Genomic DNA, 12,740 nt, shown 5'->3' on the forward strand with positions numbered 1-12,740 from the left:
ACAGCAACGTTGCCTACCGTGTCCGGCCCGATCCTCGAGATGCAGAACATCACGAAGGAGTTCCCGGGAGTCAAAGCGCTCGCCGACGTGTCCATCACCGTCCGTGCAGGTGAGATTCACGCCATCTGCGGCGAGAACGGTGCGGGCAAGTCCACCTTGATGAAGGTGCTCTCCGGGGTGTACCCCTTCGGCACGTACACGGGCGATATCCGTCTCTACGGCGAAGAGCAGCGGTTCCGTGACATCGCCGCGAGCGAGCAGGCCGGCATCGTCATCATCCACCAGGAGCTTGCGCTCATCCCCGAGCTCTCGATCACCGAGAACATCTTCCTCGGCAACGAGATCAAGCGGTTCGGTCGGATCGACTGGCCGGCGCAGAAGCTGCGCGCCACCGAGCTCCTCGCCCGCGTCGGGCTGGCGGAAGATCCCGACGTCCCCATCAAGACGCTCGGCGTGGGGAAGCAGCAGCTCATCGAGATCGCGAAGGCGCTGAACAAGGACGTCAAACTCCTCATTCTCGACGAGCCGACGGCCGCGCTGAACGAGAACGACTCGCAGCACCTGCTCGACCTGATCCTCGGACTGAAGGCGAAGGGGATCGCGTCGATCATCATCAGCCACAAGCTGAACGAGATCGAGCAGATCGCCGACGAGATCACGATCATCCGCGACGGGCGCACCGTCGAGACCCTCGACATCTCGCGCGGCGAAATCAACGAGGACCGCATCATCCGCGGCATGGTCGGCCGGTCGCTCGAAAGCCGGTACCCCGACCGCACTCCCGAGATCGGCGAGGTCTTCTTCGAAGTCAAGGACTGGTGGGTGCAGCATCCGACCGTCACCGAGCGCATGGTCGTGAAGGGTTCGAGCATCAACGTCCGGCGCGGCGAAGTGGTCGGCATCGCGGGCCTCATGGGCGCGGGGCGCACCGAGTTCGCCATGAGCATGTTCGGCCGGTCATACGGCACGTTCCTCGGCGGCACCATGATCAAGGACGGCCGGGAGATCGTGCTGCCCGACGTCGCGTCGGCGATCAAGCACGGCCTCGCGTACGTGAGCGAGGACCGCAAGGTGCTCGGTCTCAACCTGCTCGACACGATCAAGCGCTCCATCGTCGCCGCCAAGCTGTCGAAGATCGCGCACAACGGCGTCGTCGACGACCGCGAGGAGTTCACGATCGCCGAACAGTACCGAAAGGCGCTCCGCATCAAGACGCCGTCCGTCGATGAGGGCGTCGGCAAGCTCTCCGGCGGCAATCAGCAGAAGGTCGTGCTCGCGCGCTGGATGTTCACCGATCCCGACATCCTCATCCTCGACGAGCCGACCCGCGGCATCGACGTCGGCGCCAAGTACGAGATCTACGCGATCATCAACGAGCTCGCGGCGCAGGGCAAGGGCGTCATCGTCATCTCCAGCGAGCTGCCCGAACTGCTCGGCATCTCCGACCGCATCTACACCGTTTTCGAAGGTCGGGTCACCGACTGCATCCCGGCCGACCAGGCGACACCCGAGGCACTCATGCGCAGCATGACCTCCGCGACTCAGAGAGCAACCGCATGACCACCGAATCCACCCCGGCGAAGCGCGGGTTCCACTTCAAGGACATCACGAAGATGTTCGGCGGCGGCGGAACATCGACGCTGCGCCAGTTCGGAATCCTCGGCAGCTTGATCGTCATCATCGTCCTGTTCGAGATCCTGACGCTGATACGCAACGGTCCCAACGGCGCGACCCTGACGTCGGGAAACCTGATCAACGTCATCAATCAGTATTCGTTCATCCTGATCCTCGCGATCGGCATGGTGATGGTCATCATCATGGGGCACATCGACCTCTCGGTCGGCTCTGTCGCCGCATTCACCGGCATCATCGTGGCGAAATCGATGACCGAGTGGAACTTCCCCTGGCCGCTCGCGATCCTGCTCGGCCTCGGTGTCGGCGCGGCGGTCGGCGCATGGCAGGGCTTCTGGGTGGCCTACGTCGGCGTGCCGGCGTTCATCGTGACGCTTGCGGGAATGCTGTTCTTCCGTGGGGCGCAGCAGTGGATCGGCGACGCGCAGACCATCCCGGTGCCGAAGGGCTTCCAGATCATCGGCACGGGCTATCTCCCCGAGATCGGGCTGCCGCTGCCGTTCAACATCCCGACCATGCTGCTCGCACTCGTCGCGGTCGCCTGGCTCGTGTTCTGGGAGATCCGCACGCGTCGGGTTCAGAAGAAGATGGGCTCCGACCGTGCGCCCCTCTGGGTGAGCGTGACCAAGGTCGTGCTGCTCTCGGTCGTCGTGCTCGTGGCGGCGTGGATGTTCGCGACAGGGCGCCCCGGGACCAGCTTCCCGGTTCCCGGCCTGATCCTGCTCGCGCTCGTCATCGTCTACACGTTCGTCACGAGCAACACGGTCTTCGGTCGGCACATCTATGCGGTCGGCGGCAACCGGCAGGCCGCGCGCCTGTCGGGTGTGAAAGACCGCTGGGTCGACTTCTTCGTGATGATGAACATGTCGGTCCTCGCGGCCCTCGCCGGAATGATCTTCGTCGCCCGCTCGCAGGCCTCCGGTCCGAACGATGGCACCGGCTGGGAGCTCGACGCCATCGCCTCGGTGTTCATCGGCGGCGCGGCCGTCGCGGGAGGCATCGGCACCGTGATCGGATCGATCATCGGTGGTCTCGTGATGGCGTTCCTCAACAACGGCCTCGCGCTGCTCGGCCAGGGTTCCGACGTCGTCTCGATGATCAAGGGACTCGTGCTCCTGATCGCGGTCGGGATCGACGTCTGGAACAAGCAGCAGGGCCGCCCGTCGCTCATCGGTTTCATGACGCGCCGCTTCGGCCGCACGGAGGACCCGGCGACGCAGACCTTCGAGCCCAACAAGACCTACCAAGCCCCACCCGTCGACAAGACGAGCGGACAGTAGGGGCCTCGTCGCGCTCGCACGCGTGACGAGACCTTCACACACCATAGAAAGAGATCACATGAAGAAGATGCTTCTGACGGCGACAGCGATCGTCGCCTTGGGCGCTTTCGCCCTCACCGGATGCTCCTCCGAGCGCGGCGGTGGCGACACCGGGACCGGCGGCAGTGACGAGGCTGCAGTGGGCTTCGCGGCCGACGCGACGATCGGTGTCGCGCTTCCCGACAAGACGTCGGAGAACTGGGTCCTCGCGGGCAAGCTGTTCGAGGACGGTCTCGCAGAGGCCGGCTTCCAGGCCGACGTGCAGTACGCTCCGGCGTCGAACACGGTCGCCGAGCAGCAGAACCAGATCCAGGCGATGGTGACGAACGGCGCCAAGGTCATCATCATCGGCGCGAAGGACGGCAAGCAGCTCGCCACGCAGGTGCAGGCGGCGAAGGACGCCGGCGCCACCGTGATCGCGTACGACCGCCTGATCGAGAACACCGACGCGGTCGACTACTACGCCGCGTTCGACAACTTCAAGGTCGGCAACCTGCAGGGCCAGGCGCTGCTCGACGGTCTTGCCGAGCGCGCGGGCCACGAAGCTCCGTACAACATCGAGCTCTTCTCGGGCTCGCCGGACGACGCGAACTCCGCGGTGTTCTTCGATGGCGCCATGGAGGTTCTGCAGCCAAAGATCGACGACGGCACGCTGAACGTTGTCTCCGGCCAGACCGAGATCGCCCAGACGGCAACCGAGGGCTGGCTGGCCGAGAACGCGCAGAACCGCATGGACACGATCCTCACGGGCTCGTACAGCGGCGACACCGTGATCGACGGCGTCCTGTCCCCGAACGACACGCTGGCCCGCGCCATCATCACCTCTGTGCAGCAGGCAGGCAAGCCGGTCCCGGTCGTCACCGGCCAGGACTCCGAGGTCGAGTCGGTCAAGTCGATCATGGAGGGCGTGCAGTACTCCACGATCAACAAGGACACCTCGCTTCTCGTCGCGCAGGCCATCAAGATGGCCCAGCAGTTGCAGAAGGGCGAGGAGGTCGAGGTCAACGACACCGAGTCCTACGACAACGGCGTCAAGGTCGTCCCGGCCTACCTGCTCGACCCGGTCATCGTCACCAAGGAGAACGCCGCCGAGGCGTACGAGAACGTTCCGAGCCTCCTCGAGATCGTCAAGTCCTACGAGTAACACTCTCGCCCTCATCGAGGGCTGAGCGAGCCGTCCGGCCGATCCTCCTCGCGGGGGTCGCTCCGGGCGGCTCGTTCGCGTACTGGGCGCTCGTTGCCGCCTGAGCCGGCTCGCTCAGGGAACCAGCACGATCTTGCCCTCGACGCCGGCTGCGAGGGCACGGTGCGCGTCGGCGGCATCGGCGAGTGCGAACGTCGGGCCGAGTTCCACATCCAGTGCGCCCGCGGCGATGAGCTGCAGGCTCACCGGCACCGCCTCTGCGCGCAGGGCCAGCTGCTGCGAGGTGAGCGGTTCAGGACTGCCGCCCGAGAACGCGCGGATACCGAGGCCCGCGGCATCCGCTCCTCGGACGAGGGTCACGATACGACCGCGGTCGTCGACGAGCTCGATCGACGTGCGGAGGGCCTCGTCAGTGCCGGCTGCGTCGATCGCGACGGTGACGCCCTGGGGTGCAGCCGCGCGGACTCGATCGGCGAGGCCTTCGCCGTACGCGACGGGTGTCGCGCCGAGTGCACGCACACGCTCGGCGCGGCGCTCGCTGGTGGTTGCGATCACCGTCGCGCCCCAGAGGACGGCGAACTGGATGAGGAACTGCCCGACCGCACCGGAACCGGCGTGCACGAGGACGACGTCGGACGGTCCCACCGCCATCGACCGGAGCGTCTGGTAGGCGGTACCGGCCGGGATGCCGAGCGCAGCAGCCTGTGCAGCGCTCACCTGCGGCGGGCGAGGAGTGAGGGTGGATGCCGCGACGACGACGTCGGTCGCGTACAGCCCTGTCGCGCCCGCGATCGCGACCGCATCGCCCACGCGCAGCCCGTCGACGTCTGCGCCGAGCGCCGTCACGACGCCGGCGCCGTCGAATCCGATACGACGTGGCGAGGTGATCGGCGGCGAGGGGCGGGTGCCGGCGCGGAGCTTCGCGTCGAGAGGATTCACACCCGCAGCTTCGATGCGGACGGCCACGTCGCCGGGACCGGGAGCGGCGATGTCGATGTCGCCGAAGGTGAGGACCTCCGGGCCACCGAGTGCGAGGTACGTGATCGCGGATGCCATGGTGCCGCCAGCTTACGACGCTGTCTCAGTCCGTCGCGGCGAGGGCCTTCGTGATGCGCTGAAGCGAAACCGGCTCCGCTGTCCCCAGGCGCTGGGCGAACAGGCTCACCCGGTACTCCTCGAGGAGCCACCGCGCGTGCACGAGGCGCGCGGGCGCGCCCGCGGGAAGCGGCGTCGTGCCGCCGGCATCCGTGAACGCGGCGGCAGCGCGCTCGTATTCGGTCATGCGCTGCCGGTCGCGACCCGGGTTGTCGGCGAGGGTCGTCACCCGCTCGAGCGCCCCCTGCAGGTAGCGGGGGAGGTGCGCGAGCCGGGCGGTGCCGGTGCGCGAGACGAAACCGGGGTGCAGGAGCCCGGCGAGCTGCGTCTTGAGGTCGCCGAGGGCGGCGAGGAGCGTCATCGAGTTCTGTGCCCGGATGCCGCGCTCCACGTCGCGCTGCAGGGTGAGGATCTTCGCCGTCAGCGAGACGGTCTGGAAGAGCTCGTCGACGACGCGCGCCGAGAACGCGTCGCGGGCGGACGTGAAGCCGGCCTCGTCGCGGATGACCGATGCGCCGAGGACGGCATCGGCGACGGCGACGCGGGCGTCCTCGATGAGCGCTTTCGCGGAGGGATAGGGGGATGCCGCGAGCGCGAGCTTCTCGGCTGCGGTGAGGTGCTCGAGCACGTAGGCGGCAGGCGAGGGCACGGCGAGCAGCAGCAGACGGCGCACCCCTGCGCGGGTGAGGTCCGCTGCCCGCTCGGGCGTCGCCTCGATGCGGAGCGCGACGGACTCCTTCTCGTCGATGAGTGCGGGGTAGCCGCGCACGACACCGCCGGCGACCTTCGTGTCGACGACGGCCGGCAGCGCGCCGACGTCCCAGGTCGTGATCCCGGTGCGCTCGGCGGGTGCGGCCGGCCCGGATGCCGCGGGCGCGGCCGGCTGCGGACCGCGGCCCGGTGCCGGCTGGCGGGACACCGACCGGGCGACGGACTCCCGCGCTCGGCCGGCGAGACGCTGCTGGAGCTCGGCGAGATCGCGCGAGGAACCCACGGCGCGGCCGCGGTGGTCGACGGCACGGAACGAGACGAGGAGGTGCCCGGGGACGCGCTCGAGCTCGAAGTCGGCAGCGGTGACGGGCTGGTGCGCGACGCGCTGGATGCGTGCGGCGAGAGCCGCGCGGAGCGTCGAGGCGGGCAGCCCGTCGGTGTCCTCGGGGCCCGTGCCGGCGAGTTCGTCGCCGAGCGTGGTCGCCCAGTCCGCGGCCGGGACGACGTGACGGCGGATCGTCTTCGGCAGCGCCTTGATGAGCGCGGTGATGAGCTCCGCCCGCATTCCGGGCACCTGCCAGTCGAACCCGTCCGGTCGCAGCTGCGCCAGGAGCGCGAGTGGCACGACGACGCTCACGCCGTCGTCGGCGGCGCCCGGTTCGAACCGGTAGGCGAGGGAGAGCACCTGGTCGCCCTGTCGCCAGCGGGCGGGGAAGTCGCGCTCGTCGGTGCGTCCGCTCTCGCCGAGGAGGTCGGCCTCCGTCATGTCGAGGAGCTTCGGCGTCTGCGCCTGCGCGCCGCGCCACCACGTCTCGAACGAGCGGACGTCGAACACGTCGCGGGGCAGGCGGGCGTCGTAGAACGCGTACACCGCCTCGTCGCCGACGAGGATGTCGCGACGACGCTCGCGCTCTTCGATGCGCTCGAGACGTCGACGCAGATCGGCGTTGCGGCGCTCGAAGGCGGTGAGCCGCTTGTCGAGGTGCGACACGTTCCATTCGCCCTCGACCAGCGCGTGCCGCAGGAACAGCTCTCGCGCGAGCTCTCGGTCGAGGCGTGCGAGCTGCACGCGACGGCGCGGGATGATCTCGACCCCGAAGAGGGTGACCTTCTCGGCGGCGACGGCGGCACCGGCATCCTTCGACCAGTGCGGATCGCTGATGCTCCGATGCGCGAGGTCGCCGGCGAGCTCTTCGGCCCAGGCGGGGTCGACCTGCGCGACGGTGCGACCGAACAGGCGCGAGGTCTCGACGAGCTCGGCGGCCATGACGGCGTCGGGCGACGCCTTCTTGAGGCCCGACCCGGGGAAGATCGCGAACGACGCGCCGCGTGCACCGCGATACTGCGCGAGCGGCTTGCGGGCGCCCTTCTTCTTCGGGTCGTTCTGCACGGATCGTGTGTCGAGGATGCCGAGGTGGGACAGCAGGCCCGACAGGATCGCCCGGTGGATGGCGTCGGGGTCGGCGGCGCCGTCGCCGGCGAGGGCCTTCGACCCCGCCTGTGCTTTCGTGCTGGACAGGGCACGCAGTTGGCGGTGGACGTCGAACCACTCGCGCACCCGCACATAGTTGAGGTGCTCGCTCCGACACAGCCGCCGGAATGCGCTGGAGCCGAGCTCGCGCTGCTGCTCGCGGAGGTGGTTCCAGAGGTTCAGCAGCGAGAGGAAGTCGCTCGTCGGGTCGGTGAAGCGCGCGTGGAGGCGGTCGGCTTCCTCGCGGCGCTCCTCGGGACGCTCGCGGACGTCTTGGATCGAGAGTCCCGCGACGATCGCGAGGACGTCGCGGGAGACGCCGAGGGTCTCAGCCTCCAGCAGCATCCGAGCGAAGCGCGGGTCGATCGGCAGGCGTGAGATCCGCCGGCCGAGCTGTGTGAGCTTCAGCGCACCGGTCTTGCCGGTGACGGCGCGGAGCTCGGTGAGGAGCTCGACGGCCGCCTTCACACCGCGGGAGTCGGGCTTGGTCAGGAACGGGAACTCGGTCACGTCGCCGAAGCCGAGCGCGAGCATCTGCAGGATGACCGACGCGAGCGAGGTGCGCAGGATCTCGGGTTCGGTGAATTCCGGCCGGCCGAGGAAGTCCTCCTCGGCGTACAGCCGGATCGCAATGCCGGGGGAGGTGCGTCCCGCGCGACCGCTGCGCTGTTGCGCCGAGGCCTGCGACACGGCTTCGATGGGCAGGCGCTGCACCTTCGAGCGCACGCTGTAGCGCGAGATGCGGGCGGTGCCCGTATCGACGACGTAGCGGATGCCGGGAACCGTGAGGCTCGTCTCGGCGACGTTGGTCGCGAGGATGATGCGCCGGCGGACCCCCGCGACGCGCGACGGCTCGAAGACGCGGTGCTGCTCGGCCGCGGACAGGCGGCCGTAGAGGGGGAGCACCTCGGTGGGTCGGGCGTCGCCCCGGTACATGCCGTTCACGGCATCCGCGGCATCCCGGATCTCGGCCTCGCCGGGGAAGAAGACCAGGACGTCGCCGTCGGGCTCGCGATCGAGCTCGCGGAGGGCCGCGACGAGGCCGTCGACATCGTCCTCGGTGTCGTCGTGTGCCCGGTAGCGGATCTCGACGGGGAACGTGCGCCCGGAGACCTCGATGATCGGCGCGGGGATGCGCTCCCCGTCGGGGGCGGTCGACGCGAAGTGCGCGGCGAAGCTCTCGGGGTCGATCGTCGCCGACGTGATGACGACCTTGAGGTCGGGGCGCTCGGGCAGGATGCGGGCGAGGTACCCCAGCAGGAAGTCGACGTTGAGGGAGCGTTCGTGGGCTTCGTCGACAATGATCGTGTCGTACCGGCGGAGGAGCCGGTCGCGGTGGATCTCGTTCAGCAGGATGCCGTCGGTCATCAGCGTGACCTGCGTGGCATCGGTCACCTCGTCGGTGAAGCGGACCTTGTAGCCGATGGCGCCGCCCAGGGGCACCTGCACCTCGGAGGCCAGCCGCTCGGCGATGGAACGGGCGGCGATGCGGCGCGGCTGCGTGTGCGCGATGCGCGTGCGGCCGAGCTCGAGGCAGATCTTGGGGAGCTGCGTCGTCTTGCCCGACCCGGTCGCACCGGCGACGATGACGACCTGCGACGTCTCGATGGCGCGCGCGATCTCGTCCCGCGCGGCGCTGACGGGCAGCTCCGGGGGATACGAGATGACGGGGACGGGTGCGGACACAGCCTTCGATCCTATCGCGGTGGATGCCGCGCGACGCCCGCCGCTGCGCTCACCGCGCGATCTTGGTCGCCTCGTCGAGGAGGGGGAGGTCGGCGGCGGTGACCAGGCGGGAGAGGATCGCGTGCTCGACGAGCCGGGCCCGCCGGTTCGTCGCGAGCTTCCCGGCGCCGCCGCGGAGCCCCTGGACACCTTCGCGGTCGAACTTGTCGCAGACGTTGTCGAGCTTGCGGTTGAACGTGGTCAACGGCCAGCCCAGGCGCTGGGCCGCAGCGGCGGAGGTGGGGATCTGGCTGGACCCCATCATCCCGCCGCGCAGGATCGGCTCGCAGAGGGCGATCAGCAGCTGCCGCTGGCTGACGGTGAGGGGCACGGCCCCGATGGTCGTGCCGCCGTCGGTGTCATCACCGTCGCCAGCCGCATCGCGACCCGTGAACCGGGCGGCGTCGTTGCGGATCGTGAACTCATACGTGAAGGCGCCGGCGGTGAACATGACGATCAGTTCGGGGAACACGAGCGGCACCCGGGTCCCGGGGCCGAGCATCGCCTGATACGCGCCGTCGGCGGTGGCGAGGGCGACCGAGATCGAGCGGCCCGTGTTGGAGAGCCACCACAGGTCCTGCGCCGACTCGATCTCGAGGAGCCGCCGGTGCAGGTACGGGTTCGTGTCGATCACGAGGTCCGCGTCGCGGCCGATCGAGAACGACTGTCCCGGTGTGGGGTAAAACCACTCGCCGCAGAACTCGATCCCGAGTTCGACCGTCGTGTTCTCCGCCGTCTGTTCGATGTCTTCCGTCACCGTCATCCCCCTCCGACGATCAGCATGATGCCGGTGATCGCCCCGCCCACGATCACCACGACGCCCGCGACGAGCGCGAGCAGGAATCCGCGCCGGCGGCGCGGTCGTACGTTCGCCGCGCCCACCGGATCGACCGCGGTGGGCGGCGTCACGGGCGTGCGGGTGATGGCGGGCGCCGGAGCGTCGGCGCGCGGCCGGTAGATCGCCTTCGATCCGGTGGCCCCGGGGACCGCCGCGGTGCGCGGTGTGTCGGCGCGCCCTCGCGTGATCGAGGTGTCGACTTCTCGTCGCTGGACGATCGTGTGGTCGAGAGGCGATTCGGTCGCCTCGGCGGCCTCCAGCGATCCGCGCGGGATGTCGCTCACCTCGAGCGGCGGTTCGATCCGACGCGCCGCGATGGAGGTGCGCTCGTCGTCGATCTGCGGGACGTCGGTGTCTTCGACGGGGCGTTCGTGGCGGCGGGAGAGCGTGGTGCGCTCGTCGTCGATCTGCGGGACGTCGGTGTCTTCGACGGGGCGTTCGTGGCGGCGGGAGAGCGTGGTGCGCTCGTCGTCGATCTGCGGGACGTCGGTGTCTTCGACGGGGCGTTCGTGGCGGCGGGAGAGCGTGGTGCGGTCCTCCGGATCGTCGTCCGGCGCGCCCCGACGGCGCGGTGACAGCGTCGTCGCGTCGTCAAGATCCGTCCCCGCCATGCCGGGGACCGCATCGATCACCTCGCGTCGAGCCTCGCGCCGCGGCGACAGCGTGGTCGCCTCATCCGCGGCATCCTCATCTCTGGACCGGTCAGTCACGGGACCTCCGCCGAGAGGACGGGATCGTCGCGACCTCGATCGTGCCGGTGGCCGACCCGCTCGTCATCAACCCGCCCGTCGTATCCTCCAGTCGCGGGTGGATGCCGCCGCCGACGACGTCGACCACGATCGCGGTGACGTTGTCGCGGCCTCCGTGCGCGAGCGCCTGCGCCACCAGCGAACCGGCGGTGTGGGTGGGGGACCCGCCCACCAGCAGCCCGGCGCGGATGCCCTCGTCGCTGACTTCGCCCGACAGGCCGTCGGAACAGATCAGCAGTCGTTCGCCGGTGACGACGGGAAGCAGCCAGTAGTCCGCCGGGCTGCGCTCACCGCCCATCGCGCGGGTGATCACGTTGCGGCCCTCGTACTGCGACATCTGCTCCCGGGTGAGCCGGCCGGCATCCACCAACTCCTGCGCCACCGAGTGGTCGATCGTCAGCTGCTCGAGGCGCTCGGAGAGGAGGCGGTACACGCGGGAATCGCCGACGTTCAGGACGAGCCAGCGCTGCTCGCCGTCCTGCTCGACGGCGACGAGCCCGGTGAGGGTGGAGCCGGCGCCGCGCGTGGTTCCGGCGGCGATCTCCACGACGGCGCTGTGGGCGGCGTAGACGGCCTGAGCCACCTCTTCGGGAGCGACGTCGCTGCGGCCGACGAAGCCGCGGAACGCGTCGATCACCGCTGCCGAGGCACGATCGCCGGCTTCGTGTCCGCCCATTCCGTCGGCGACCAAGTAGACCGGGAAGCTCGCCAGGAATGAGTCCTCGTTGGCCGGACGCCGAAGACCCGGGTCGGTCAGCGCACCGCTGATGACCTCCAGGTGGGCGTCGGGCCGAGTGGTCATCAGCTGTCCGCGAGGTGGAGTTCTGCGTCGCCGAGCAGGAACCGCCCCGACAGTGCGGTCGGTGCGGTCACCTCGGTCTCGGCATCGGCCGGTCCCACGAAGACGCCGTTGGTCGACGCGAGATCGGTGATGGTCCACTGGCCGGCGTCGCGGCGCAGCAGCGCATGCGTCTTGGAGACCGTCCGGGTGACGTCGTCGATCGGCACGCGCTGCGCGCCCGGCGAATCCGACGGAGCGACGGGGTTCCGTCCGAGGACGGCGACCTCGCTCTGGAGCGACACGGTGATGCCGCCCGGAAGAGTGAGCGTGGTGGTGGGTTGACGGTGCGCGGCGAGGACGGTGTGCTCGTCGAGATCGTCGTCCGCCGGCGCAGGCGCGGCTGCGGGTGCGGCGGGCGCGGGAGCTGCTGCGGCGGGTGCCGGAGCGGGGGAGGGTGCCGCCGGCGCGGGGGCGGGCGCCGCGACCGGTGCGGCGGGAGGCGGCATCCACGGGTTGTTCGCCGGGGGAGCGACCGGTGCCGCCGGCGCCGTGCCCGGAACCACGGGGGCACCCGGCGCCGGAGCGAAAGCGGCAGCGGGCGCCTGGGGCGCGGCGGGGGCGGCCTGCGCGGGTGCCGAATCCGGGGCCGCGAAGGGTGTCGGCGGGATGCCGCCAGTGTGGACGGTGGGGATGCCGCGCCACTGCGCCGCTCCCCAGCCGACGAGGCTCGCCCAGAGGGGGAGGAGGGCGACACCCAGCACCACGAACCCGACGCCGAGGGAGAAGCCGCGGCACAGCGCGAGCATCATCCGGATCTGGAGGATGAGGACGAGCGCGCCGTAGAGGACCCAGAGGACCACCAGCGTGACACCGGCGCCGATGACCGCGCCCTGCGCGCCACCGCCGCTGAAGCCGGCGTCGACGACTGCTTCGGCGGCCGCCGCCGTCACGACGCCGCCCACGATCGCCACGACGATGCCGGCGCCGGCCTGCACGGCCGCCCACCAGCCCTTCATGCCAGCGACCTCGAAGAGCGTCCAGATGTTGTAGACCGGAACCCAGGCCTTCCAGGTGGGGCGCCCCACCTTGGCGAAGACGGCGCTCAGCGCCAGCGCGAGCCACACGTACACCGCGATCACGAGGACGAGCTGCACGATCGTCGCGACGATCGACATTCCGCCGACGGCAGCCCCTCCGGGTACCACCGCGTGCAGCGTATCGACCGCGCCGATCGCTCCTGTCAGTCCGCTCACCGTTCCTCCTCGACCTGCCTAC

General features: G+C 69.8%; 9 protein-coding genes. 3 read left to right on the forward strand and 6 right to left on the reverse strand.

Annotated features, from left to right (window positions below):
- Positions 1–18 precede the first annotated feature (18 nt).
- The 3 genes from mmsA to BKA24_RS07020 are packed head-to-tail and all read left to right on the forward strand — an operon-like array spanning position 19 to position 4,095.
- Complete coding sequence (mmsA, locus tag BKA24_RS07010; protein ID WP_184220562.1) at positions 19–1,560, forward strand: multiple monosaccharide ABC transporter ATP-binding protein; 1,542 nt, start codon at positions 19–21, stop codon at positions 1,558–1,560.
- Positions 1,557–2,912 carry a multiple monosaccharide ABC transporter permease gene (mmsB, locus tag BKA24_RS07015; RefSeq protein WP_184216459.1) on the forward strand — a complete coding sequence of 452 codons (1,356 nt, stop codon included), beginning with the start codon at positions 1,557–1,559 and terminating at the stop codon, positions 2,910–2,912. Before mmsA ends, mmsB begins: the two co-directional genes overlap by 4 nt.
- Before the next feature lie 58 nt (positions 2,913–2,970).
- The gene (locus tag BKA24_RS07020; protein WP_184216461.1) at positions 2,971–4,095 is read left to right on the forward strand and encodes a substrate-binding domain-containing protein; all 1,125 of its coding nucleotides are present in this window, start codon (positions 2,971–2,973) and stop codon (positions 4,093–4,095) included.
- 114 nt (positions 4,096–4,209) lie between these two features.
- On the opposite strand, the gene BKA24_RS07025 is transcribed toward BKA24_RS07020, so the two are convergent.
- From BKA24_RS07025 to BKA24_RS07050, 6 genes are read right to left on the reverse strand one after another with little or no spacing between them, the layout of a single operon-like run.
- Complete coding sequence (locus BKA24_RS07025; protein ID WP_184216463.1) at positions 4,210–5,151, reverse strand: quinone oxidoreductase family protein; 942 nt, start codon at positions 5,149–5,151, stop codon at positions 4,210–4,212.
- 25 nt (positions 5,152–5,176) lie between these two features.
- Positions 5,177–9,058, reverse strand: coding sequence for an ATP-dependent RNA helicase HrpA (hrpA, locus tag BKA24_RS07030; RefSeq protein WP_184216465.1), 3,882 nt, complete (start codon positions 9,056–9,058; stop codon positions 5,177–5,179).
- 49 nt (positions 9,059–9,107) lie between these two features.
- Positions 9,108–9,854: an FHA domain-containing protein gene (locus BKA24_RS07035; protein ID WP_343065998.1), complete on the reverse strand. Its 747-nt coding sequence runs from the start codon at positions 9,852–9,854 to the stop codon at positions 9,108–9,110.
- Positions 9,855–9,856: 2 nt separating this feature from the next.
- On the reverse strand, positions 9,857–10,645 hold the full coding sequence (locus BKA24_RS07040) for a hypothetical protein (protein ID WP_184216469.1): 789 nt from the start codon (positions 10,643–10,645) through the stop codon (positions 9,857–9,859).
- Positions 10,638–11,486, reverse strand: coding sequence for a PP2C family protein-serine/threonine phosphatase (locus BKA24_RS07045; protein WP_184216471.1), 849 nt, complete (start codon positions 11,484–11,486; stop codon positions 10,638–10,640). Before BKA24_RS07045 ends, BKA24_RS07040 begins: the two co-directional genes overlap by 8 nt.
- On the reverse strand, positions 11,486–12,718 hold the full coding sequence (locus tag BKA24_RS07050) for an FHA domain-containing protein (RefSeq protein ID WP_184216473.1): 1,233 nt from the start codon (positions 12,716–12,718) through the stop codon (positions 11,486–11,488). Before BKA24_RS07050 ends, BKA24_RS07045 begins: the two co-directional genes overlap by 1 nt.
- Between the last annotated feature and the right edge of the window lie 22 nt (positions 12,719–12,740).

The organism is Microbacterium marinum (assembly GCF_014204835.1).
GTDB classification, from domain to species: domain Bacteria; phylum Actinomycetota; class Actinomycetes; order Actinomycetales; family Microbacteriaceae; genus Microbacterium; species Microbacterium marinum.